This window comes from Bacteroides sp. GM023, from assembly GCF_014750685.1.
GTDB lineage: Bacteria > Bacteroidota > Bacteroidia > Bacteroidales > Bacteroidaceae > Bacteroides.
Genome location: NZ_JAAXGE010000003.1, coordinates 185,201 through 211,121, shown reverse-complemented (window position 1 = coordinate 211,121; position 25,921 = coordinate 185,201). Strand labels below are relative to the sequence as shown.

The window sequence follows — 25,921 nt, the reverse complement described above, 5'->3', positions numbered from 1 at the left end:
TGAATCTGTTTTTTGATATTAATATGTTGCAAAGTAAAGGATTTATTTGGAAAAATGATTTGTAATCTCGATTATTTTGCCGAATATTGCTCCACTTTTTAGGATTAACTATGAATTTTGAACTAACATCAGCTTACAAGCCTACCGGGGATCAGCCGGAAGCTATTGCGCAACTGACTGAAGGGGTACTTCAGGGAGTTCCTGCACAAACTTTATTGGGAGTCACCGGATCGGGAAAAACATTTACCATTGCCAATGTAATTGCCAATATCAATAAACCGACATTAATCTTGAGCCATAATAAAACACTGGCTGCACAGTTGTATGGCGAGTTTAAAGGTTTCTTTCCAAATAATGCAGTGGAATATTACGTTTCTTATTATGATTATTACCAACCGGAAGCCTATTTGCCAAGTAGTGACACATATATAGAAAAAGACTTGATGATTAATGACGAAATAGATAAACTTCGTCTTGCCGCCACTTCTGCCCTGCTCTCCGGAAGAAAAGATGTGGTAGTGGTTTCTTCCGTTTCCTGCATTTATGGTATGGGAAACCCTTCGGACTTCTATAAAAATGTGATTGAAATAGAACGGGGACGCATGATGGATCGCAATGTGTTTCTTCGCCGTTTGGTGGATAGCTTGTATGTACGCAACGATATTGATCTCAATCGTGGCAATTTCCGCGTGAAAGGTGATACGGTGGATGTTTATCTGGCTTACACGGACAATCTGCTTCGCGTCACCTTCTGGGGAGATGAAATTGATGGCATAGAAGAGGTAGATCCTATTACAGGTGTCACTATCGCTCCTTTCGATGCTTATAAAATTTATCCGGCCAACTTGTTTATGACTACTAAGGAAGCGACTCTCCGTGCCATCCATGAAATAGAGGATGACTTGACCAAGCAAGTGGCATTTTTTGAGTCTATCGGCAAAGAGTATGAAGCTAAACGATTATATGAGCGGGTTACTTACGATATGGAAATGATTCGGGAACTCGGGCATTGTTCCGGCATTGAAAATTATTCCCGTTATTTCGACGGTCGCACAGCAGGTACCCGTCCTTACTGTTTGCTTGATTTCTTCCCGGATGATTTCCTGATTGTAATTGACGAAAGTCACGTAAGTGTCCCACAAGTCCGCGCCATGTATGGTGGTGACCGTGCGCGTAAAATCAATCTTGTGGAATATGGTTTCCGCCTGCCTGCCGCCATGGATAACCGCCCGTTGAAATTTGAAGAATTTCAAGAGATGGCAAAACAAGTCATTTACGTCAGTGCTACACCCGCAGATTATGAATTAATTCAATCCGAAGGTATTGTTGTGGAGCAGGTAATTCGTCCTACTGGTTTGCTGGATCCTATTATTGAAGTTCGTCCGAGCCTTAATCAGATTGATGATTTAATGGAAGAAATCCAACTGCGGATCGAGAAAGAAGAACGTGTACTTGTCACTACGCTGACCAAACGGATGGCGGAAGAGTTGACGGAATATCTTCTTAATAATAATGTAAGATGTAATTATATCCATAGCGATGTCGATACGCTTGAACGTGTCAAAATCATGGATGATCTCCGTCAAGGAATCTACGACGTACTCATTGGAGTGAATCTACTTCGTGAGGGACTAGACCTTCCTGAAGTATCGCTCGTAGCTATTCTTGACGCAGATAAGGAAGGATTCCTTCGCTCCCATCGCTCCCTGACACAAACCGCAGGACGCGCCGCACGTAATGTGAACGGAAAGGTTATCATGTATGCCGATAAGATGACGGATAGCATGAAACTGACCATTGACGAAACGAATCGCCGTCGCGAGAAACAGTTGGCTTATAATGAAGCAAACGGTATTACTCCGCAACAGATCAAGAAAGCCAGAAATCTGGCTGTATTTGGCAATGCAAGTTCTGAAGCTAATGAATTGCTGAAAGAAAGACATGCTTATATCGAACCTGCTACACCCAATATAGCAGCCGATCCGATAGTACAATACATGAGCAAACCACAAATGGAAAAGAGCATCGAACGTACCCGCAAACTCATGCAGGAAGCTGCCAAGAAGCTGGAATTTATCGAAGCCGCACAATATCGTGACGAGTTATTGAAACTGGAGGATTTAATGAAGGAAAAATGGGGATAGGAAGTCTCCGTTTTTCTTCTATCCCACAACTTAAAATGTCAACAAATCTATAACAGACCGGCAATTTTATTAATTGGTGTTATAAAAACACCAATTATAGACTGATTATTTGCAGATATCCGGAAAGTCCGTATCTTTGCAACGTGTTTTTCATAGTATTAGATTTAAGGTTAACAAAGGTTGGAGCAAGGCGTTGCTCCTTTTTTTATGTCCATACCTCTGCTACCCTACTCTTCAACGGATAACTTCATAAAAAATGCTGCCTGATTAGATGAGTATCAAGCAGCATTCATAGATTACATTGTAATATCAACAAACTCGTTTAGAGTGCTTTTTCAATCGCTTTCTTTATCATTGGTTCCATAACATCATATCCCTCACCCGTCGGATGTACTCCATCTTTTGTATATTGGGGATTTAAAGCCTGATTCTCCGGGACAACCAATGCCTGGTAATAATTCACATACGAAATCTTGTTAGCTTTTGCATAAGCTTCTATCCGGTCATTTAATGATTTGATTTTTTGAGGAGCGTCCTTAATTTCCATTCTCCATTTGAATTCGGCGGCAGGTAATACGGAAGTCAGAATCACTTTGATCTTATTTGCTTTGGCCAACTCTACCATAGAAACAATATTTCCGAACGTATAATCTTCATTATAAGCTTGTGTATTTTCAGCAACATCATTTGTTCCGGCGTTAATCACGACCAGTGCCGGAGAAAGATTAATCACATCTTCCCGGAAACGTACCAGGAACTGATAGGAAGTTTGTCCACTGATTCCACGACCGATGTAGCCGTTCGATTTAAAAAAGTCGGGATGAGTTCTTACCCAGCCTTCTGTAATGGAGTTCCCCATAAAAACAACTCTCTTTTCCTTCTTTGTCGCTTGCGGAAGAGCCGCATTTTCTTTTGAATAACGGCCTAAATTTGCAAAATCCTTTTTTTGCGCATAGCTTTCTCCTATCGAGAAACTCAAACAAACAATGGCCAACAATAACCATTGGCCTAATCTACTTTTATTCATGTTTATATTAAGTATTAGTAATATGATATTTCGTGCAAAGATAAAAAAATCTCTATAAATAGGTGCCTAAATGACGAATAACCGTTAAGGCAAGACTCGTTTTTCTTAATCTATGTTATATAACATGCGTTTTTTCTTGGATTATTTGCAGATATCACAAAAGTCCGTACATTTGCAATGTGTTTTTCATAGTATTAGATTTAAGGTTAACAAAGGTTGGAGCAAGGCGTTGCTCCTTTTTTTATGCCTATACGTTTACACAGCACGCACACCTTACTGTTTTCCCAAACAGCCCAACATTACGTTAACTTTTTATAAACAAAACATTTTTCATTCAATTCTGCAAATATTTCATACATTTGCACCGTTTTTTAATTTTATTCACCAAAACAAATAAAACTAAGTTTATGAAAAGACTAGCATTTATCCTATTAGCCACCCTATTGATGACTGGAACTACATTCGCACAACACAAACCCACGAAAGGTTCATGGAGCACTGAAGTTCAAATCAATCCTTTTGATCAAGATGGAGAAACATTTAGCTTGGATGGATTGAAAGTACGTTATTTCTTCAACGACAAGAATGCTATACGGCTGAAAATAGGATTCTCAACTACAAATTCCAAATACACAGATGAAGATTCCAATGAAGAAACAGGTAGAAGTCATGATTATCAATATGATTACAAGAAAGGAAATTTCAATATTGATTTAGGATATGAACGCCATTTTAACTTAGGAAAAAAATTGGATGCATATCTTGGTGGTAGTATTGGGGTTGGGAAAAACTTTGCATCAACCAAGATTGAGACTTATTCTAAATATACAACCTATGAATACAATTACTCATACACAACTGAAATATCTTATTCAGGAAAACTTAAGAATGGTGCCATCACAGGTCTCACAAGCAATAATATTTTTGATAATGCCGAAAGAGCCACATGGAATATCAATGCTGCTATCTTTGCCGGTTTAGATTTCTACATATATAAAGGACTTTATATCGGAACAGAATTAGGAATAGGCTACAGCTCTCAGAAAAGTTTAAAAATGGAATTCGATGCAACAAAGATCAGCAAAGCAACTTCAGATGGAAAAACGACTACAACTGAAGATACTATAGATGAAGAAACAACCGATAACCATCGGATAACTAACTTCAAAACTTATATCGAACCTAGACTCCGTATCGGTATTACTTTCTAGAAAGTAATACTCATCTAACCAATAAGGCAGAACGAAAGATGTTAAACTTCTTTCATTCTGCCTTATTTATTTCACAAAAATCTGTATTTTTATCGCATGAAACGAAAACTACTTTATATAACACTTATAATTGCAATTCCATGTGTAATCAGCCTGATTGTTTGTAACCAAACCATCAAGAAACATACTGCTGCACAGATTTATAGTGAGGTTATTACTATTCCTCAAAACAAAGTAGGATTATTGCTCGGCACTTCTCCAAAACTAAAGAATGGCAATAATAATCTATATTTCGACTATCGTATTCTTGCAGCAGTTGAACTATACAAAGCAGGAAAAATAAAATATATCCTTATTAGTGGCGACAATCGTAGGGAAGAATACAATGAGCCGGAAGAAATGAAGAAAGCTCTCATGCAAAAAGGAGTTCCCGAAAAGTTTATCTACTTAGATTATGCCGGATTTCGTACGCTTGACTCTGTCGTACGCGCCAAAGAGGTATTCGGACAAAATCAACTGACTATTATTTCCCAGCGCTTCCATAATGAACGTGCTATATATCTTGCCGAAAAGAATGGAATAAATGCTATCGGTTACAATGCCAAAGACGTGAACGCCTATGCAGGACTGAAGACCAATATCCGTGAATTACTTGCAAGAGTGAAAATGTTTATTGATTTAGCCATAGACAAACAACCTCATTTCTTAGGGGAAAAGATAATAATTGGAAAAATAATCAATCAAAATAAGTAAATCCAATGGAACAAGAAATTCAACTCAACGATCACAACAAACAGAAATATCCTCCGATGCACACAGAAGAGACATATTATCTTGTCTATAAGACAGAAGAACATAAGAACAAAAAAGAAATATGGAAATAGAAAGTCTGATAAAAACTGTTATTCAGTGTGCTTATAATGTAAGAACACATCTTGCTGCGGGTTTTCTTGAGAATGTTTATCAGAAAGCATTGATGATAGAATTAAAAGAAAAAGGTATCCGTGCAGATACAGAAACTCCTATAAATGTATATTACAAAAATGAAATTGTAGGAGAATTTAGAGCGGACATAATCGTAGAAGGAGAAATAATCATTGAGCTTAAAGCGGTACAGCATCTCCTTCCCATACACGAAACCCAATTAGTAAATTACTTAACTGCTACCAATACAGACCACGGCTTATTAATAAACTTTGGTGGTGAACGTATCGAAATAAAAAGAAAATTCAGAGAATATAAACATATATAATCACCCATCAGAAAAATATGTTCTTTTGTTCTTATGTCTAAAACAAAGAGACATATATTTTTTAAGGTAAAAGAACAGAAGAACAAAAAAATGAAATCAAATATGTACTTTTGTCTTTATGTCTAAAAATAAAAACTTGTCCATGATGGAAATAAACCAAGCAGCCCCAAAATTTCAGGATGTGTCAATCGCACCCATGCATACAGCGGAGCATTTACTTAACGCTACCATGGTAAAGACCTTTGGTTGCCCCCGCTCCCGTAATGCCCATATAGAAAGAAAAAAGAGTAAGTGCGATTATATTCTTTCATCTTGCCCTACAGCGGAACAGATACAATCTGTCGAAGATAGAGTGAATGAAGTTATCAGTCAGAATTTGCCGGTGACTATTGAATTTATGACGCATGAGCAGGCTAAAGACATCGTAGACCTCAGTAAGCTACCTGCTGATGCCAGCGAAACACTTCGTATCATTCGCATTGGAGATTACGATGCCTGTGCCTGTATAGGATTACACGTATCCAACACTTCAGAAGTGGGAACTTTCAAAATCATCAGTTATGATTATGATGAGGAAAGACAGACGCTTAGATTAAGATTCAAGCTAATCGGAAAGTAGTAAGCAGATTATCAAATTAATATCTATCTTATATAAAATAAATAAAAACAGGATACATTTTGTCATCGAATAAGTAAAATTGGCATTGTATAAATGTCAAATAGGCAATTTTAGTCTCTAAAATCTCTTGGCATGAGGTTTGCATATTTAAGAGTGAACGACGGTTCAAAAACGGACGGTGGAAGTCGGGATAATTCCTGTCACTGGAAGTGAAAGTACCGGAGTCAAAATTTGAATTAATTGAATGTTTAACTTAAAGATAGGAGACTAAAATTATGATGCCTGTTAGAAGAACTCAAAGTTGGTTACCAAGTATCTTTAATGATTTCTTTGATAACGATTGGATGGTAAAAGCAAATGCTACCGCACCTGCAATTAACGTTTTGGAAACAGAAAAGGAATACAAAGTAGAACTGGCTGCTCCGGGTATGACAAAGGATGATTTCAATGTTCGCATTGATGAAGACAACAACCTCGTCATCAGCATGGAGAAGAAGACTGAAAACAAAGAGGAGAAGAAAGAAGGTCGCTATCTGCGTCGTGAATTCTCATACTCCAAGTTCCAGCAAACAATGATTCTACCGGATAATGTAGACAAAGAAAAAATTGCTGCATCCGTAGATAACGGTGTTCTGAATGTCGAACTTCCCAAACTCTCTGAAGAAGAAGTGAAGAAGCCCAATAGACAAATTGAAATAAAATAATACAGAACCAACTCATCACCGAAAACGGTGATAGATAAAAATAAAGACAGCTCTTTCCGATAGAAGGAAACGAGCTGTCTTTTTATATACTTACAGATATATCCTTTATTGATTCTTCTATTGATTCTTTCGGTAACTAACCACCGCCCAACTATTAAACACAACTGCAAAGAACAGCAATATTCCCAACTGTGGCAATAAATCAAAGAACCCACTTCCTTTGAGATATACCATTCGCATCACTTCCATAAAATAACGCAAGGGATTTAACCTGGTAATCCATTGTGCCCATTCCGGCATACTGCTGATCGGAGTAAACAACCCGCTCATCAATATCAGAATCAACAGGCAGAACCACATCACAAACATCGACTGTTGCATCGTGGCTGAATAGTTGGAAATAACAAGTCCGAAACCGGACATTACCAATACAAAAAGAACCGCAAAGAAGTAAATCACTATAAAATGCCCGACAGGCACTATGCCATAAATCAGCCATGCCAATAGGAAGCATAAAGTCAGCACTATAAATCCAATCAACCAGTAAGGCAGCAGTTTGGCAATAATAAAAATGAATTTCGGAACCGGTGTTACATTAATTTGCTCAATCGTTCCTACTTCCTTTTCGCTAACTACATTCAAGGCAGGTAGAAATCCGCAAATCAATGTCAGTAACATAACCATCAATGCCGGAATCATGTATAGCTTATAATTCAAATTCGGATTAAACAATCCCTGAGTATCAATGCGAATAGAAGGAAAAGTACCAGAAACGACAGCAGTTTCAGGACGTTCCGAACGTAATTCGGCAGCATAGTCATTAACTATGGAAGCTAAGTAAGAACTTCCAAGTCCCCCCTTCGTTCCATTCACAGCATTGGCAGCGATTAAGATATGAGCATCTTCACCGTTCATCCAATCCCGTTCCAAATGTCTCGGAATCTCCATTACAATATCCGCCGTTCCGTTTTCAATATTCCGAAAACCTTCTTCGTAGGAAACCGGCACTTCCACCAAACGAAAATAAGTGGAAGCAGCAATCTTATTCACCAGTCGTTGAGAGATAGCCGAATGATCATTATCCACTATATTCAACTGGATATTCTTGATTTCCAAATTCACAGCCCAAGGCATCAACAGCATAATCATGCATGGAAAAACAAGAATCAATTTAGGTAAAAACGAATTGCGGAGCAACTGTTTAAACTCTTTTTCTATCAGGAACTTTATCATAAATAATTCTCCATTTAGCCCATTATTATTCCAACCGGTACTTGAATTTCTTGAAGCTGACCGTTATAAGTACCGTCGCCATCAACAATAAAATACCAATCTCCTTCACTACAAATATAACCGGAACGCCTTCAATCATCAACTTCCGCACCGCCTGAATATACCAACGTGCCGGAAGTATATCCGAAATCCACTGAAGTATCAATGGCATACTCTCAATAGGGAAAATCATTCCCGACAAAAGCATCGTGGGCATCATCAGCATCAAACCGGACGCCAACATAGCAGCGACCTGCGTCTGTGTGACCGACGAAATCAGCAATCCCAAAGCCAGGGATACGAAGATAAACAACAAGGACACTGTTATCAACCAAAATAAACTTCCCACCACCGGGACATCAAGTACAAAAACCGAAAGTAAGAGAATCGTTATCAGATTGACAAATGACAAAACAAAATAAGGTACGGCTTTTGCCAAAATAATAAATAATGGTTTCACGGGCGAAACCAACAGTACCTCCATCGTACCCGTTTCTTTCTCGCGAACAATAGAAATAGAAGTCATCATGGCACAAATCAGCATCAAAATCAATCCCATCACTCCGGGCACAAAATTATAAGCACTCTTCATCTGAGGATTATACAGCAGTTTGATGTCGGGAGTCAGACGGGCAGCCGAAACATTCGGGGGTAGCATCTCCTGCCCCACCATAGAAATAATTCCGGTCGCATAGTTAACCTGCGAAGTAGACATATTCGGATCCGTCGCATCCACAATCAACTGCACACGGGCATCATCCGCATAAAGTCCATCCATAAAACGTTCACCAAAAACAACTGCCATATCAACCTCACTTTTCAGAAAAGCAGCCTCCATCTCCTGCGGCGAATGAAAACGGTCGGCAACAGTAAAGTACTCGCTCGCATCCAGGCGATCAATGATTTTCCGTGTCACCATATCATTCGAAGGATCGAGCACCGCCAACCGAACATTTTTGACTTCCGTGCTGATAGCGAAACCGAACAGAATAATCTGCACAACCGGCATCCCCAACAGAATCAGCATTGTTCGTCGGTCACGGAAAATATGATAAAACTCTTTCTTTACAAAAGCTATAAACTGTCTCATAATCAATCTGCTTTACGCACCGCATCGCGGGCTATTTTTTGGAAAACATCATCCATCGTTTCCACTCCGAATTGCTGCTTCAGACGAACAGGTGTATCAAGCGCTTTAATCTGCCCATCCACCATGATAGAAATCCGGTTACAGTATTCCGCTTCATCCATATAATGCGTAGTCACAAAAACCGTGATTCCCTGGTCGGCAGCCTGATAAATCAACTCCCAAAACTGCCTTCGTGTGGCAGGATCCACACCACCCGTAGGTTCATCCAGGAAAACGATTCTTGGTTCGTGAAAGATTGAAACCGAAAAGGCCAATTTCTGTTTCCATCCCAAAGGCAGGCTCTTCACTAAAGTATCCCGTTCGTCAGAGAATCCCAAACGTTCCAACAGTTCTTCGGTCTTTCGTTCTATCTCCTGTTCTTTCATTCCATAGATTCCGGCAAACAAGCGAATGTTCTCCCATACTTTCAAATCTTCGTATAAAGAGAACTTCTGACTCATATATCCGATATGCTTCTTCACCTGTTCAGCTTCCCGGAAAATATCATATCCCGCAACTTTCCCCACACCCGATGTCGGCTTGCTCAATCCGCAAAGCATACGCATAGCGGTTGTTTTCCCTGCTCCGTTAGCACCCAGAAAGCCAAAGATTTCTCCCCGGTTCACCTGGAAGGATATATGGTCTACTGCCGTAAAATTCCCGAAACATTTTGTCAGCCGGTCTACTTCAATCACAGGCGTCATCTCATGCCGTACTTCCTCCCGTTCCAACGAAGGCGGACAAAGGATAGAAGCGAATTGTTGGAGAATACGTTCAGGTGTATCAATGCCATGAATCTGTCCATGATTGATGAAAGCAATCCGGTCACACTGACGGGCTTCGTCCATAATAGGAGTCGAAACGATAATCGTAATTCCCTGCTGCCGCAAATTCCTGAGCATTTGCCAAAACTCTTTACGCGACACAGGATCTACACCGGTAGTAGGCTCATCCAAAAATAAAATATCCGGTTTATGAATCAATGCGCAACTTAATGCCAGCTTCTGTTTCATACCACCCGACAAGGCTCCTGCCCTTCTCTTCTTGAACGGTTCTATCTGCTGATAAATATCCTTGATTAAATCATAATTTTCCTGAATAGTCGTATGGAATACCGTTGCGAAAAATTCCAAATTTTCTTCTACCGAAAGATCCTGATAGAGCGAAAAGCGGCCGGGCATATATCCTACCCGTGTACGAATCTGCTTGTAGTCTGAAGCCACATCCAATCCGCCGATAGTTGCCGTACCCTTATCAGCCAGTAATAGAGTAGTCAGGATACGAAACAAGGTACTCTTTCCCGCACCGTCAGGTCCAATCAGTCCGAAGATTTCTCCCTGCTCCACCGCAAAAGAAACTCCTTTCAGTGCTTCCACCTTTCCATAACTTTTGCTGACTTCTTCCACAACCACTATGGGTTCTCTTTCATCCGCCCCTTTCATCTAAATTCCTTCTTATTGGTTCTCAACTTTCATTTTCACTCCACCATACATGCCTATCTTCAGCGCTCCGTCATTCTTCACAGCTATCTTCACCGCATAGACCAAATTAGCACGTTCATTTTTTGTCAGAATAGTCTTGGGAGTGAATTCCGAACGATCGGAAATCCAAGTAATCACGCCCGGATAGGCTTTCTGTTCCGAATTTCCATAATCGGCATAAACAGTCACTTTATCTCCCAACTTCACCTGTGACAACTGTTCGGAAGTGATATAAGCCCGCAGGTACATTCCATCCGTTTCTGCCACCTTAAACAACGGCCTGCCGACAGATGCCAGTTCACCGGCTTCCGCATATTTAGCGAGCACCGTACCTTCAATAGGTGACTGGATATGACATTTATCCAACTGGTCTTCCACCTGTGCCACTTGTATAGCCACCGAATTTCCCTGTTCTGTCAGACTATTCGTACTGTTCAGCAAGGATGATTCCTGCGCTGTAAGCTGTCTTTCGAGCAGTTTGACTTGTGCATCCCAGTCGTCCAACTGTTTCTGATTGGCTGCACCCGCAGCAAGCAAATTCTCCACTCGCTTCTTTTCGCGTTCGGCCGTAGCAATCTGCTGTTTGGTAGCAGCAATCTGCTTGGCAAGATCAGGACGCTGACTTTCCACAGACTTCATACTGGCTTCCAGTTGCAACTTCTTCAAATACAACTGTACCGTATCAACCAACCCCACTTCCTCACCTGCTTTCAATCTTGTTCCTTCCTCTATATCCAACTTCAGTAATTTTCCCGCAGCTTCGGCAGAAACAATGACTTCCGTAGCTTCAAACGTACCGGTAGCATCATAATCAGGTGTTCCATTTCCACAGGCAGACAACATTATCAATGCCATCCCCCACATTCCTATCTTTGTTATTCCTTTCATATTCAGAGAAGTTATTTAATAATTCGTAGTATATTTCAATTGATAAATACCCATCAACCGCTGAATCTCATGCAGGGCTTTCGACTGACGTGCCAGGCTCTCATTAGTCAACTCCCGAAGCATCTCGGTCACAGTCAATGTTCCATTAGCCACTTTTGCCTCTGCCGCTTTACGGATATTGGTACGCAAACGGATAATCTCGCTATCATCCTGCATCTGTTTCTCCAACGAACGGATTGCCTGATCCTGTTGTGTTATTTGTAACCGCGTATTGAAAAGAAACACATCCCGGTTATTATTCAATTGCTGACGCTTATTTTCAATCACCCGACGGTCATTCTTCAACGTATACAAGCTACCGAAATTCCACGAAAGCCGTACACCCGCTATATAATAAGGAGAGAATTCGTTTTTCAGCATATCCAGTCCCGGATTTCCATAAGCCCCCTGTACAAACAATCCGAATTGCGGAAGATGGCGCACATTAAGCGCTTTCTCCTGAACTTGCAATCCAGCTCCCTGTGCATCAAACAGAGACAATTCCGGTCGGCGTATTTCACTGATAGCCGAAACCTCATTCGATGGAACGGGCTTCTCTAAAGTAGTCTCCAGTGTTAGTTCTTCTCCCACCAACAGTGAAAGCATTTTCAAATACGCAACACGTGAAGAAACAAGGTCCACTCTCTTCTGACGGGTATTCAGTTGCTCCACTTTCACTGCATCCAAATCCGCCTGATTGGCTATTCCATTTTCTACATAAGCAGTAATCTGACGATAATTCCGTTCCAGTTCATCCTGCAACAATGCATTTTGTCGCAATTGCTCGTCCAACAACAAGATTCCGAAATACAAATCATTCACACGACTGTTCAGTGCATACATATCCACATTCAGTTTTTCTTTCTCTATGTCAGCTTCCGCCGTTGTCTGTTTCTTCTGCATACGGATTCCGCCACCATCCCAAATCTTCTGTTGCAATTCCAACACAACTTGATACTGGTCTTTAGGCAAACCTTTTATATCCACTCCGGGAATTTTCACAGGGATTTCCGTCACTTCACTCTGATAAGAAGCTTTGGCAGAAAGAGCCAATTGAGGTAAATATCCCCTGGCTGCATTTTCCAAACTATATTCCTTTGTTTTCTCCACCAAACCATATTGATGTACCAGCGGATAATTATCCTGCGTTTTTCGTTGACATTCTTCCAACGTAATTTGCCCATACATGCCCGATACAAACAATAAAAAGGAGAAACTGAAAATCATTCTTTTCATACGCATCATTACTTTAAATTCTTCGATTTCTTCAAAGGACAAAGATAGGCCTTTCGGAGATACGTTCACATTCTATGAGTTGGTAAATATGTTCCGATAGTTCGATAAGACTAAAGAAAAAGAGGTTATTGGGGGCTTTTTATTATCTTTACCGGAAAAAACAGATAGAAATGGAAAAGAAAACTCCTTTAAACATAGGTCTTGATATATTAGATAATCCGGATATTGTGCAGTATAATGAATTCCGCTTCATATCCCCGCATTTCGGTTTTGTGAACAGCTTCGCTAAATTAAAATCCAGTCTCATCGTGCTGGATCAGCCTTATCGTATAAAAGAAGGACGTGTCGCAATTATCAAACAAGGATGCGCACGCGTACTCATTAATCTGATCGAACAAACGTTTGAACCTAACAAACTGCTATTGATTGTCCCGAACTCCATTCTTCAGATTACAGAAGTTTCTCCCGATTTCGACATGCAAATGGTAGCTATGGATAACGATTTTCTCCTTTTATCCGGAAAAGATGACTTTTTCACCCACCTCTCGCAATTACAGAAAAATATCATACTATCTCTGACACCACAGAAGAACAAGCAATTTCTAAGTTATTTCGCCCTAATGTGGGATATATTGCAGGAACCGGCTTTTCACCGCGAAACCATGCAACATTTACTGACCAGTCTCCTGTGTAATATAGAATACCTCGCTCAAAATAATAATCAAAAAGAACAGTCCTGCCAGACACGTCAGGAAGAAATCTTCCAACGCTTTATTTCCCTCGTCAATACTTATAGCAAGAAAGAGCGCAATGTCAGTTTCTACGCAGACAAACTATGCCTCACCCCGCGTTACCTGAATACAGTCGTCCGGCAAGCCAGTCAACAAACAGTAATGGACTGGATAAACCAGTCCATTATACTAGAAGCTAAAGTATTGCTAAAACATAGCAACCTGCTTGTTTATCAAATTTCTGATGAGTTGAATTTCCCTAATCCTTCTTTTTTCTGCAAGTTTTTCAAACGGATGGCGGGAATGACACCACATGAATATCAGAACTCGAAATAACTCTTATTTCGAGAATTCCTTGATACGTTGTTCTTCTTCCAGTTTACAGATCAGCAACGTATTATCTTTCTCAGCAATGATGTATCCATCCAGTCCTTGCACTACCACCCGTTTTTCTTCACTGGTGTGCACAATGCAGTTCTTACTGTCATACAAACGGATGTCAGTTCCCACCGTAGCATTTCCTGATTTATCATGTGGCAGCAGTCCATGAAGCGCTCCCCACGTACCCAAATCCGACCAGCCGAAAGAAGCAGGCAACACATAGATTTCCTGCGCCTTCTCCATCACTGCATAGTCGATAGAGATACTTTCGCAAGTCGGGAACAGTTTTTTAATCGTTTCGCCCTCTTTCTCCGTATAGAAATCCGGGAAGATACGGTCGAAAATCTGTGCAATGCCCGGAGCATATACACGCATCACTGAAGTGATGGTACGTACATTCCAAACAAAAATTCCGGCATTCCAGAAGAAATTTCCTTCTGCCAAATATTTCTCCGCAGTCTCCTTATCCGGTTTTTCCTTGAATGCGTCTACTGTGAAGATTTCCTTATCCGTCGTTATCTGATCTCCGGCAGCAATGTATCCATATCCCGTCTCCGGACGAGTCGGCCTGATACCTAATGTAACAATAGCGCTGCTATCATTCGTAAAGCGAAGAGCCTTCTCCACTACCCTGCGAAATTCTCCCGTATCGATAACCAATGCATCCGAAGGAGTCACTACGATATTTGCATTCGGATGTTTCTTTTTGATTTTCCAGCAGGCATAAGCAATGCAAGGTGCGGTGTTCCGTGCGCAAGGTTCCGCCAAAATATTACTCTCCGGCATCTCCGGCAACTGCTCCCGAACAATATCTATATACTTTTCAGAAGTTACCACCCACATATTTTCTTTCGGGCAAACACCGTCAAAACGATCAGCGGTCAACTGAATCAGTGACCGTCCACATCCCATTACATCAATAAATTGTTTTGGACATTCCGGTGTACTCATCGGCCAAAAACGGCTGCCAATACCGCCAGCCATTATCACAACATGATTATCCATACCTGTTATTCTCCAGTTTTAAAAATAATTGCGCAATTTACTCCAAAATATCCTAAAAGACAAGGAAACAGGGCGCTTTTAGCATGAATTGGTGGCAAATATAAACTATTATTTAAAATTTCAGCCGATTTGACTCAATTGCATATAAAAATCGCCATTAGATAACATTCGATAATTATCTAATGGCAATTCATCTCTTTACTTATAATATAAATACCCTGGGGATTCGCCATCAAGAGCAACAACAAATAAATGTTATTGATGATTTTGCTCCCATGCTCCCACTAACCATTCAAACCGCTTATTCATCGTGGTTACACCTATGGTAGTAACTATGGTAGCAGAGTGGTAGCAAACAGTTGCCCTCACTATGCAGACTTATGCAATTGTATCATAATTCACTCATTACTACCATAATACCCACTTCCCGGCACATATATCGGCTGCATCATACTACCTTCATTTTTTAGCTTTCCTTCATCACGCAAACGCCTGATGTGACGCATTGCAGTGCTTCTTGCCATTCCGCAGAGACTTTGAAAGTCATTTCTTCTCATGAATTGATGTGTTTTGAAGTACCCTGTCAGTTGACGGTCTATCTCATCATTCGTCAATTGACTAAAATCCAACCCTCCTTTGAGACTCTGCACCTTTAGAATGCCAAATTCATTTTTCAATGCCTGATCGGCGCGAAATTGGATGGCTTTCAGTTTAACTTTAGTCGCTTTCCGTTTCGTACCTATCGTTACGGGTTCCGTAGAAGTCAGACAGGGACGAAAATAACCGATACCATCCAAATGCACCTGTTTTCCATCTGCCAATTCCTCCCCCAATATATGCGAAAGGGCATCGAGCACAGCAGTAACGTCAGTTTCAGTCAACGAACAACGTTCCTGAATACGGTGGCGAACCAAGTCTGTTCCTATCGAACCATTATATTTTATACGCGGATGCAACGTTTTCTCCCCTTGCTGTTTATCCGAAGGTTTCGGGTCTTCATACCAATCAAATAATATTGCCATAATTTTATGTTTTAAGTACCTGTCATTATTCTGTTATCTCTTATAGTAAATGCATCAACGCCCTATGATTCTTCTGTTAACGTATAATGCTTAACGAGGGCTCACTATTGTGAATAAATTCGTTCACGTATGTAGACATATTTATCTACAAATGAGAGCTTATTTATTCACAGTAGTGAGCCCTTCATAACTACTTAGCAAAGATACATAAACAATAGGGTGAATACAAATAAAACACTAGTATTTATTAAGAAAATTACTTGCATTCAACAAGAATATAGCGTACCTTTACAGAGATTTAACGGCACGCCGTTTTAAAAGAAAAAACAGGTAAAAACAGGATGAAAATTACATTAATCAGACAAGATAACGGGAGTGGAAAAGAAACTCTAAGCGTTTGTGAGACAAATACATTGTTCGAAAAAATAAAGACAGAAACAAAGTCGGGACACATCACGGCTTTGCGAAATATCATACCTATGCTGGAAGGTACATATGGGAAGTACGAACACATAGATAAACTACCGTACATCTACTCCGCCGTAGAATATACCCGTACCAAAGAAGGCGAACGAAAAATGAAACAATATAACGGACTGGTACAACTGGAAGTAGAACGACTCGCCAACCCGTCCGAAATGGAATATGTGAAACAGCAGGCGGCACTATTACCGCAGACTTTTGCAGCTTTTTGCGGCTCCAGTGGTCGCAGCGTGAAGATATGGGTACGCTTTGCCCTGCCGGACGACAGAGGGTTACCGACGAAGGAACTGGAAGCTGAATTGTTTCATGTCCATGCTTATCGGTTGGCAGTGAAATGTTATCAGCCTATGTTCCCTTTCGCCATTAACTTGAAAGAACCGGTATTGACGCAAAAGTGCCGCATGACACTGGACGCATTGCCCTACTATAACCCCAATGCCGTCCCTTTTTGTCTGGAACAGCCACTTGCCATGCCGGGCGAAGAAACTTTCCGACAACGGAAACAGGGTGAGAAGAATCCATTAATGCGATTGACTCCGGGATACGACTCGGCAAAGACTTTCACTAAGATTTTTGAAGCTGCATTGAACCGCGCATTTCAGGAAATGGAGGACTGGAAACGGGGGGATGCCCTGCAACCTTTACTTGTGCATCTTGCCGAACATTGTTTCAAAGCAGGCATTCCCGAAGAAGAGGCTGTACGACAAACGCTTATCCACTATTACCATCAGGAAGAGGAACAGACGATACGCTTGGAATTGCATAATCTTTATCAGGAATGTAAAGGTTTTGGCAAGAAAAGCAGCCTAAGCAGAGAACAGGAAGCGGCTTTCCTACTCGAAGAATTCATGAACCGTCGCTATGAGTTCCGCTATAACACCGTATTGGATGATTTGGAATACCGTCAGCGTGATTCGATCCATTTTTGCTTTAAGCCTGTAGACAAACGTGTTCGCAACAGTATCTCCATCTGCGCCTTGAAAGAAGGCATTAGTGTATGGGATCGTGATGTAGATCGTTTTCTGAATTCAGAATATATCCCTTTGTATAATCCCGTTGAGGAGTATCTTTACGAAGTTGGTCATTGGGATGGGAAAGACCGCATTCGTGCATTGGCAAGTTTGGTTCCCTGCGATAACCCATACTGGCAGGAGTTGTTTTATCGTTGGTTCCTTAGTACGGTGGCTCATTGGCGTGGAGTTGATAAACAGCATGGAAACAGTACTTCCCCTCTGCTTGTCGGTCCGCAGGGTTTTCGTAAATCAACGTTTTGCCGCATCATCCTGCCACCGGAATTGCGTTTCGGCTATACAGACAGTATCGACTTCAAAAGCAAGCAGGAAGCCGAACGTTATTTAGGTCGTTTTTTCTTAATTAATATTGATGAATTCGATCAAATCAACGTCAGCCAACAGGGATTTCTGAAACATTTACTGCAAAAACCGGTTGCGAACCTGCGCAAGCCATATGGCAACACTATCCGTGAAATGCGTCGCTATGCTTCTTTTATCGGTACAAGCAATCAGAAAGATTTGCTGACCGACCCCAGTGGCAGCCGCCGTTTCATCTGCATTGAGGTGACAGCGCCTATCAACACCAATGTCACCATTAACTACGAGCAGCTTTATGCCCAAGCAATGGATGCTATTTATAAAGGTGAACGATACTGGTTGAACGAAGAGGATGAGCGGATTCTGAAACAGACGAACCGTGAATTCGAACAGACAAGTCCGCTGGAACAATTATTTCATTGTTATCTCCGTCCGGCAGAAGAAGGCGAGGCCAGCGAGTGGATGACGTCCATGCAAATTTTGAATTATTTGCAGACAAAGACACGTGATAAGTTGGCTATCAACAAAGTAGCCACGTTTGGCCGCGCGCTTCAGAAACTGAATATTCCTAGCCGGAAGGCTAGTTGGGGGACAGTTTATCATTTGGTAAAGACGGAATGATGAGGGCAAAAAGTTGCTCCCACTCTACCACCATTCTTGCTGCCATATCCGGAACATTGATGGATAGGGCATTTGAATGAAATAGTGGTAGCATGGGAGCAAATTGCGTTCAAAATATTTTTGGTGAACGTATTTTTTATTTGAGCGTATGCCCTGTTTGAATATTGTCATTTCAATATATCAACGATCTTCACAGACAGTTGATATAAATGGAAATCACACCGGCTTTTCGCCGACATGAGGGCGTGGATCAGGAACATACCGCTGTACATTTCCTGACCTACAAAATGTAGGGTTCTCCATGTGTGTAGCATGAAGATTAGGGACCTACATATTTCATCTCACTTGGGGTAAAGCACTTTACTTTAGCGCTTTATGTCTTATTGACTGATAAATCTTTCGGGGTTTCTAAACAACAATAAATGACAGTTATTCTTTATCATTATTGTGTTGTTCGCCATAGCCGTAGCCATAACCGTAACGTTTACCATATCCATAGTACTTACCGTATTTACCATAACCGTAATAATAGCCATATTTTCTTCGCTTCAAATCCAAACCATTAATAGCGATACAGAGATTAGGTAATTTATTGTTTTCAGCAAGTTCATTAATCAAAGTAAACTCTGCCTTACGGGTGTAATCTGCACGACATACATATACGGATAAATCAGCTACACGTCCTATAAGTAAAGTATCAGTAACCATACCTACCGGTGCCGTATCCAATATCACATAATCAAAATTCTTCTTCAATGTTTCGATAGCTTTCTCCAATCCGTCACGAGCCAATAACTCTGTCGGATTAGGCGGAACCGTTCCACCAGGAAGGATAAACAGATTCTTGTTTATATCAGAAGGCTGTACCAAATCCATCAAATTTGTAGTTGTATTGGTCAAATATTGAGTAATACCATGTTCTTTCTTAGAAAGATTGAACACTCTATTCAATCCCGGCTTACGAATATCAAGACCGACTATCACTACTTTTTTGCCTAATAAAGATAGACTGATAGCTAAATTGGCGGATACAAAAGACTTACCTTCACCACTAATAGTGGAAGTTACCAAAACTACATTTTTACCATTCTCAAGCATAAATTGAAGATTGGTACGTACATTTCGGAAAGTCTCACTCATTAGATTGTTTTTATTCTCGAATACCGCAATAGAACCGGACTTTTCATCAGCCAATGGAACATCACCAATTACAGGAAGTGAAGTTAATTTTTCGACATCAGCGCGGCCTTCAATCTTGAATTTAGTTAATCCAATCAAGTAAATAACACCAACAGGAATCCCCATTCCTGCTACTAATGCAGCCAAATAAATTATCATTTTTTTAGGAGAAACAGGTTTATCGTCCGCCAATGCTTCATCAATAATCTTTGCATTATTAGCAGTAGCAGCCAAGGTTATGGCATTCTCTTCCCGTTTTTGGAGTAACATCAGATAAAGCCCGGCCTTAATTTCCTGTTGACGGGCAATACTAACAAATTGACGTTCTTGGGTAGGTGCATCATTAATACGACGAGAGTAACGATTTGCTTCACGAGCTAAATCGTCTTTTGTAATCTGCAATCCTTTCAATGTAGCATCCAATGTAGCCTGCACATTGCTGCGCATTGCTCGAATACTAGTATCTAAATTAATAATTGTCGGATTATTCTCAGTTGATGTACGAAGTAAACGTTTTCTTTCAACCAACATTTCATTATATCGATCTATTGCGCCAGCTGATGCAGCATCTCTTAGTCCAATATTACTTGGCAGCACTTCATACTCATTACCTTTCATATAGCGTTGTAAGTCCATCACCAAATTAATTTGAGTCTGATTTTCTACACGCTTCTTTTCATATTCTGCATTACCCGTTAATGCTATTTGAGCTTCACTTGTTAAGTCAGTAATACCAGCACTACGCTTGAAGTTTTCCAAATCCTGTTCTGTACTTCCTAATTCCTTCGAAATAATACCAATACGTTCATTTATAAATTCCGCAGTCTTTTGCGCCACTTCGTTCTTGTCGTTATTGGTATTGATATTGTACATCTCAAGCAACTTATTGATGAAGTCCTTTCCACGTTGTGTATTCGAGTTCTTCAAAGAAATAACTGCTACTGAAGTAGTCTTCGATGTCGGAGATATAGACATATTTTTACAGTATTCCTTAGCCACAGATAAAGGATTATTAATTAATGCAGTAATATGACGTTCCTCTCCTTTTATAGTCGGTAAAACTACAGCCAACGTATCTTTATTCTCAAAAAAAGCTAATGTCCCCTCATTAGTTGGAAATACAGCAGGGAGTTTATCAAATCGTTTCTGATACTCGTTCTCTCCTACCTTAATTTGTACATCCATTGCTCCAGTCGGAAATAGAGTCATCGCCACCTCCATGGGTTTTTGAAGTTTTTCTGCTTCTTGTTGAGTCAAAGTCACTTGCACAGGAGAAGTACAATATAATTCTTTTTTAGGAAATTCATCTTCATCCATATAAGTAACAAATAAGTTTAAGTGGCCAACCACCTCCCGCGCTAATGATTTGGAGCGCAATACTTCAATTTCATTATCCACGTTCTTTGATGAAGAAACAAAACCATCCAACCCCATTCTCTCCAGTTCGGATGCCATACTAGCCCCACCACCTTTCTCTTCGTCTTTTATAAGAACGGTAGCTGAAATATTATAAACAGGAGTCGCCATATGTAAATAAGTCCAAGCTAATATCACACAGACTACTACTGTAACAACAAACCATGGCCAATGAATCAAATAGCGAAAAAGAATCTCCTGGACATTTACTTGTTCCTCAGAATGTTCTCCGTGTTTTTCTATTTTTTCCTCTATCATATACTTTTATTATTTGAAGATTGTTACTAGCAAGCTTGCCAAAGATACAATGATTGAAGTTGCAGAAAACCAAAGACTTGTACTGTTACCAATATCTGAATTCCTGGCTTTTGCTTTATTAGGAGTCACATATACAATGTCATTTTGCTGCAACCAATAATAAGGAGAAAGGATTGTTTCCGCCTTATTAAGATCAAGTGTTATTATTTGCTGTTTGCCATCGGCGTTTTCACGAATTAATTTCACATTATCGCGAAGTCCCCAAACCGTCATATCACCAGCCATAGCCAAAGCTTCCAACAAATTTACTTTCTCATTATTAATAGTAAATGTTCCAGGCCGGGTTACCTCACCTATTACAGATATTTTATAATTTACCATACGAACAGTCACTATAGGAGTCTCTTTGATATATGGCTTCAACTTTTCTACAATCAACTGTTCAGCCTCTTTTTTTGTCATTCCTCCAAGTTTCAGTTCACCCAATACCGGAAAGTCTACCGTACCATTATTAGTAACCAAATAAGTCTGTAAAGTTGGTTGAGCTGTTGTATTCATATTACTAGTAGCAATACCCACCGGACTTGCTACCGTTAAATTAAAAGGTGCTGCCAATTCGGGACTTGTACAAGATACTACAATCGTCAATAAATCTTTCGGCATAATCTTTGCATCATATATTTCCGTCTGTTGCATTGACTGATTTATAATTTCGGAGTCCTGCAAATAGGGAACTCTCTTGTAAGATTGGCATCCAACCAAAAGAAAAGGCAATATTAACCAAAACAATTTTTCGTCTATATTTCTCATCATATCTATTTTTATTATTAAATCATTCCTAACTTCACCATCAATAGAAAACGAACTAAATGAATTTGTCGCTTGATACGCGAAGGTTGTTTGACTAACCGATAAGCAAATTCCAAATTATGATCTACCCACCATTTTGGTGCACGCTTCACATTTCCGGTATATACATCAAAACTCCCTCCCAATCCTTGATAGATAGCCTCATGTTGTTGATACATTTCCTCCATTAACAATTCCTGTTTAGGAGATCCCATTGCAACGAAAACCACATCCGGTTTCTTTTCTACAATATCAGTAATCAGCAGTCTTTTCTCTTCTTCCGTTCTAATATATCCATTCCGATAATTAACAATATTAATGCCAGGAAACTCTTCTTTCAATTTCACTACTGTATTCCCAATCACAGATTGTTGGCTTCCTATCAAATAAAAGCTCTTTCCTTTTTTATAAAGAGAACCTATTATTTTTAACCATAACTCACATCCTGGTATCTTTACGACATCTTTATAGCCATGTTTTTCCAAAGCCATCACTGCTCCGATACCATCACAATAACCAATATTTCGATTGATAATCTCTCGTGTCTGCTCTGTCGCATGGAGTATTTTTTCCGCATTTATTGCGACCAAAATACCTTTACGCCCCTGCACATAATCTAATAGTTCGGTGAAACCCTTGAATGGATGCACCTTCACACCATTCAGTGTTATTCTACTGTCTTGCATTGTGATAATATATAATAGCTTAAACTGTTAAACATAAATGCATTGCTCCAACGCATATAAGAAATCTTAGAACTAATACCTTTCTTTAGCTGATAGTAAAAATACCCCTTTCTATCTTGCATATTCTGTATCGTCCATTCTACCACCTTACTTGCCAATTCCTTATATTGTTCGAATTTATGCAAACGATATAAGGTAATTAGCAATTGTCCTGGACAATGAATATCTATCGGATACATCCGATTATAATAATATTTAGGAGCACCGTTCTCTTCAAAAAAATTCTTGATATAAAAATCAAATCCTTTTTCAATATATAAATGAAATGAATCATCGCCAGTCTGCTCTTCATAAGCAATTAGCCCATCCAAATTATATCCGGTATGAAAACTATCAATCCACGATTGAACAGGCAACATTCCATATACCCACCCACCGTCTTCATTTTGAGCATTGCAACAAGCTATTACAGACTTTCTTGCAGCATTCTTATATTCTTCATTCCTTGTATAGTGATAGCAATAAGCTAGTAGTTTACCTCCCAACAGCGAAGCATTAAACACAGTATCATTACCTTGTAAAGGACTATACGAAAATAAAAAGCCTCCATTAAAATCAGTCCGATGCAAATCATTCATAACAAAGTTTGCTGCTGAAAGTGCCACATCCAAAAACTTCTTTTCTCCTGTTACTTCATAGGCTTCCATCAAAGCAGTAGCACAAAAATTTGTTGCCACTACTGTAGGTGTATATTTGGGAAATAAGAACAACCGACGTGCCTGCCAATCAAAATTATATCCCCAACAAGCTCCACTATAATCTCCTTTCGAGCGAAGAGAAATTAACAAATTTGCCAGATTTTGAATTTTTTCTAGCAAGATTTCTCTTGTTCCCAATTTATCTGCTAAATCTGGATTTACAGAAACCGCTTTATACAAGTTACAATATCCTTGTAAAAAAAGTCCTATCCCCTTAGCGTTATATTCTTTAGGGACTAATGCTAATAAACGCAAATTGAGAGGAGAACGCTTAAACCATTGAATTACAATTAATCTACATAAAGGCAATTCCTTCAAAAATGGTATTGCATTAAACAGTCGTGAATTCAGTCCATCATAAGGATCCCATCCTCTAAACTGTTCTTTTTCACAATAAGAACGTAATAAACGAAAAGAATCAAGCATACTCATTTCTTTTCAACCATATAATCAGCAAAACCATCTCTATCTCTAGAATTTGCAAAAAGATCATAATCCAGGTCAGCTGTATGTCCTATTATTTTCGCAGGAATTCCACCTACAATACAACCGTCAGGTATACTTTTAGTAACAACAGAATTAGCTCCAATTATTACATTATTACCAATTCTCACATTCCCCATTAAAACAGCCCCTGAACTGATATAAACATTATTCCCGATATGGGCACAATACTTATATGGATTTTTACGCAACATCTTTACATGATGACCAATCTGGCAATTTTCACCAATTACTTCATCACCATTCATTATAACCCCCATCCCTCTAGCAGTAAATTTAGTACCTTTACCTATCTGAGTTTTTGCGGGCACCCGAGAACCATGAAACATGAACATACAAAGTCTACATAAGGATGGTATAATTGGTATCCGATGTATATAACACCAATTAGCCATTCTATAAAGAAGCATCAAATCAAACATATCATTAAATTTTAGTCAATATTTTCAATCCAAACATTATTACCAATTTAGAACCTTCTTAATTAAAATTTTCCTTTCGTAAAGAATAGAAGTCCTATTACACAATTATCTTCTATGTTAGTATCTGGAATCATCTGAATTAAAGGTTTTTCCTTAGAATATTTTCTATTTGCTTTGCCACTCTTGATGCCAGAAAATGATTAATTGCATATTCATAATTGATATGTGACATTTTTTCTATTCTTTTTTTATCTTCCATTATATATTCAACAGCTGCTGCAAAATCTTCAGGATTCAAACTATCTACCAACATCCCCATATCTCCATTTCGAAAGAAATCGCAAACTCCACCAACGGGACGTGTAACCACAGGTAAACCAAAAGCCATAGCTTCCAATACCGAAGTAGGCATACCTTCCGAATGAAAAGTCGGAAACAAATATAAATCCGAATGTTTATACTCCTCCACAAGTCTATTTCCCGATAATGCCCCTAAAAAAGTAACATCATCAATACCTATAGATAAACATCTTCGTTTTGCCTTTTCTAATGCTGGGCCATCTCCAACTACCCTCATCTTTAGCTGCGGATATTTAACTTTCAATTTTTGGAAAGCATCCAATGCTATAAAAACACCTTTTTCTTCCGTTATTCTTGCAAGAAATAAAATTGTCTCAATTTCACCTATTCTGCTTCTAATATCAAAACTTTCAATCAGTTTATCATCAACCTTGGTTGTCGTAAGCTCAATAGGAACAGTAACTCCCCAAGACTTCAGAATATTAGCAAATTCTTTAGCTAGAACAAAGATACATTTACACCTATTAAGTCTTCTAGCCAATGATTTTGTGTTCATCTTAGAAATTTCAGATTTGTCAAATCCATGAAAAAATACCACAACCCTGCATCCCATGAGTTTTGTTATAGATAAAAAAATCATATCCCGTATTACTGCAGATTTTGACAATGAAGGATTAAGCAAAACAACATCAGGTCTATATTTGAATATCTTAAATATAAATACAAGTATATTTAAAGGTAACCGATAAATACCTGTTCCAGATTTACTACCTTTTTTCCCAATTGGATTATAACACACTTGTTCCGTCCAATAATCCTGCAAACCCAAATAATGATTTGCAACCCCCCCTTGAGGAATCAAGCGAGGGGTATTAACTAAAATTCTCATTCTTGTTGACCGTTATTTGTTAGTACTCAATTTAGAATTTCATATTAATATAATATCGAAATATTATTTTAATATGAAATTAGT

The 25,921-nt window shown here is 39.4% G+C and carries 23 protein-coding genes; 9 read left to right on the top strand and 14 right to left on the bottom strand.

The annotated features are described in order from the left end of the window. Positions 1 to 110: 110 nt before the first annotated feature. The gene (uvrB, locus tag HC965_RS07405; protein WP_191030899.1) at positions 111 to 2,144 is read left to right on the top strand and encodes an excinuclease ABC subunit UvrB; all 2,034 of its coding nucleotides are present in this window, start codon (positions 111 to 113) and stop codon (positions 2,142 to 2,144) included. 322 nt (positions 2,145 to 2,466) lie between these two features. Here uvrB and HC965_RS07400 read toward each other — a convergent pair whose 3' ends face one another. After that, complete coding sequence (locus tag HC965_RS07400; RefSeq protein ID WP_191030898.1) at positions 2,467 to 3,171, bottom strand: SGNH/GDSL hydrolase family protein; 705 nt, start codon at positions 3,169 to 3,171, stop codon at positions 2,467 to 2,469. A 407-nt stretch (positions 3,172 to 3,578) separates the two neighbouring features. Between HC965_RS07400 and HC965_RS07395 the strand changes: the two genes are divergently transcribed. From HC965_RS07395 to HC965_RS07375, 6 genes are all read left to right on the top strand, one after another. Next, complete coding sequence (locus tag HC965_RS07395; RefSeq protein ID WP_191030897.1) at positions 3,579 to 4,382, top strand: hypothetical protein; 804 nt, start codon at positions 3,579 to 3,581, stop codon at positions 4,380 to 4,382. Between the two features lie 96 nt (positions 4,383 to 4,478). Further along, complete coding sequence (locus tag HC965_RS07390) at positions 4,479 to 5,135, top strand: vancomycin high temperature exclusion protein (protein ID WP_191030896.1); 657 nt, start codon at positions 4,479 to 4,481, stop codon at positions 5,133 to 5,135. A 5-nt stretch (positions 5,136 to 5,140) separates the two neighbouring features. Continuing rightward, positions 5,141 to 5,266, top strand: a complete 126-nt coding sequence (locus HC965_RS26760) for a hypothetical protein (protein ID WP_255508694.1) — start codon at positions 5,141 to 5,143, stop codon at positions 5,264 to 5,266. Beyond that, entirely contained in the window at positions 5,257 to 5,634 is a 378-nt protein-coding gene (locus tag HC965_RS07385) for a GxxExxY protein (protein ID WP_191030895.1), read from the top strand. The genes HC965_RS26760 and HC965_RS07385 overlap by 10 nt, the downstream gene beginning before the upstream one ends. A 145-nt stretch (positions 5,635 to 5,779) precedes the next feature. Continuing rightward, entirely contained in the window at positions 5,780 to 6,253 is a 474-nt protein-coding gene (locus HC965_RS07380; RefSeq protein ID WP_191031395.1) for a hypothetical protein, read from the top strand. Positions 6,254 to 6,528: 275 nt separating this feature from the next. Beyond that, the gene (locus tag HC965_RS07375; protein WP_191030894.1) at positions 6,529 to 6,957 is read left to right on the top strand and encodes an Hsp20/alpha crystallin family protein; all 429 of its coding nucleotides are present in this window, start codon (positions 6,529 to 6,531) and stop codon (positions 6,955 to 6,957) included. A gap of 117 nt (positions 6,958 to 7,074) precedes the next feature. Here HC965_RS07375 and HC965_RS07370 read toward each other — a convergent pair whose 3' ends face one another. From HC965_RS07370 to HC965_RS07350, 5 genes are read right to left on the bottom strand one after another with little or no spacing between them, the layout of a single operon-like run. After that, complete coding sequence (locus tag HC965_RS07370; RefSeq protein WP_191030893.1) at positions 7,075 to 8,190, bottom strand: ABC transporter permease; 1,116 nt, start codon at positions 8,188 to 8,190, stop codon at positions 7,075 to 7,077. 25 nt (positions 8,191 to 8,215) lie between these two features. Then, positions 8,216 to 9,319 (bottom strand): ABC transporter permease, encoded by a 1,104-nt coding sequence (locus HC965_RS07365; RefSeq protein ID WP_191030892.1) that lies wholly within the window; start codon positions 9,317 to 9,319, stop codon positions 8,216 to 8,218. Between the two features lie 2 nt (positions 9,320 to 9,321). Next, complete coding sequence (locus HC965_RS07360; RefSeq protein ID WP_191030891.1) at positions 9,322 to 10,800, bottom strand: ATP-binding cassette domain-containing protein; 1,479 nt, start codon at positions 10,798 to 10,800, stop codon at positions 9,322 to 9,324. A 12-nt stretch (positions 10,801 to 10,812) separates the two neighbouring features. After that, positions 10,813 to 11,727 (bottom strand): HlyD family secretion protein, encoded by a 915-nt coding sequence (locus tag HC965_RS07355; RefSeq protein WP_191030890.1) that lies wholly within the window; start codon positions 11,725 to 11,727, stop codon positions 10,813 to 10,815. A gap of 15 nt (positions 11,728 to 11,742) precedes the next feature. Continuing rightward, entirely contained in the window at positions 11,743 to 13,002 is a 1,260-nt protein-coding gene (locus tag HC965_RS07350) for a TolC family protein (RefSeq protein ID WP_191030889.1), read from the bottom strand. Positions 13,003 to 13,172: 170 nt separating this feature from the next. Here HC965_RS07350 and HC965_RS07345 point away from each other — a divergent pair, with 170 nt between their 5' ends. Continuing rightward, the gene (locus HC965_RS07345) at positions 13,173 to 14,069 is read left to right on the top strand and encodes a helix-turn-helix domain-containing protein (RefSeq protein WP_191030888.1); all 897 of its coding nucleotides are present in this window, start codon (positions 13,173 to 13,175) and stop codon (positions 14,067 to 14,069) included. 3 nt (positions 14,070 to 14,072) lie between these two features. Here HC965_RS07345 and HC965_RS07340 read toward each other — a convergent pair whose 3' ends face one another. Then, positions 14,073 to 15,119, bottom strand: a complete 1,047-nt coding sequence (locus tag HC965_RS07340) for a mannose-1-phosphate guanylyltransferase (RefSeq protein WP_191030887.1) — start codon at positions 15,117 to 15,119, stop codon at positions 14,073 to 14,075. A gap of 398 nt (positions 15,120 to 15,517) precedes the next feature. Next, positions 15,518 to 16,141, bottom strand: coding sequence for an HU family DNA-binding protein (locus tag HC965_RS07335; RefSeq protein ID WP_191030886.1), 624 nt, complete (start codon positions 16,139 to 16,141; stop codon positions 15,518 to 15,520). 341 nt (positions 16,142 to 16,482) lie between these two features. Between HC965_RS07335 and HC965_RS07330 the strand changes: the two genes are divergently transcribed. Next, positions 16,483 to 18,576, top strand: coding sequence for a BT4734/BF3469 family protein (locus HC965_RS07330; RefSeq protein ID WP_191030885.1), 2,094 nt, complete (start codon positions 16,483 to 16,485; stop codon positions 18,574 to 18,576). A gap of 429 nt (positions 18,577 to 19,005) precedes the next feature. Here the strand turns inward: HC965_RS07330 and HC965_RS07325 are convergent, their stop codons facing one another. From HC965_RS07325 to HC965_RS07300, 6 genes are all read right to left on the bottom strand, one after another. Further along, positions 19,006 to 21,429, bottom strand: a complete 2,424-nt coding sequence (locus HC965_RS07325; RefSeq protein ID WP_191030884.1) for a polysaccharide biosynthesis tyrosine autokinase — start codon at positions 21,427 to 21,429, stop codon at positions 19,006 to 19,008. 9 nt (positions 21,430 to 21,438) lie between these two features. Beyond that, complete coding sequence (locus tag HC965_RS07320) at positions 21,439 to 22,239, bottom strand: polysaccharide biosynthesis/export family protein (protein ID WP_191031394.1); 801 nt, start codon at positions 22,237 to 22,239, stop codon at positions 21,439 to 21,441. Positions 22,240 to 22,256: 17 nt separating this feature from the next. Further along, positions 22,257 to 22,964, bottom strand: coding sequence for a WecB/TagA/CpsF family glycosyltransferase (locus tag HC965_RS07315; protein WP_191030883.1), 708 nt, complete (start codon positions 22,962 to 22,964; stop codon positions 22,257 to 22,259). Then, positions 22,946 to 24,148: a glycoside hydrolase family 88 protein gene (locus HC965_RS07310; RefSeq protein WP_191031393.1), complete on the bottom strand. Its 1,203-nt coding sequence runs from the start codon at positions 24,146 to 24,148 to the stop codon at positions 22,946 to 22,948. Before HC965_RS07310 ends, HC965_RS07315 begins: the two co-directional genes overlap by 19 nt. A gap of 2 nt (positions 24,149 to 24,150) precedes the next feature. Beyond that, a complete protein-coding gene (locus tag HC965_RS07305; RefSeq protein WP_223854767.1) occupies positions 24,151 to 24,648 on the bottom strand; it encodes a serine O-acetyltransferase in 498 nt (165 codons plus the stop codon). Positions 24,649 to 24,787: 139 nt separating this feature from the next. Continuing rightward, a complete protein-coding gene (locus HC965_RS07300; RefSeq protein ID WP_191030882.1) occupies positions 24,788 to 25,837 on the bottom strand; it encodes a glycosyltransferase family 4 protein in 1,050 nt (349 codons plus the stop codon). Positions 25,838 to 25,921: the final 84 nt, after the last annotated feature.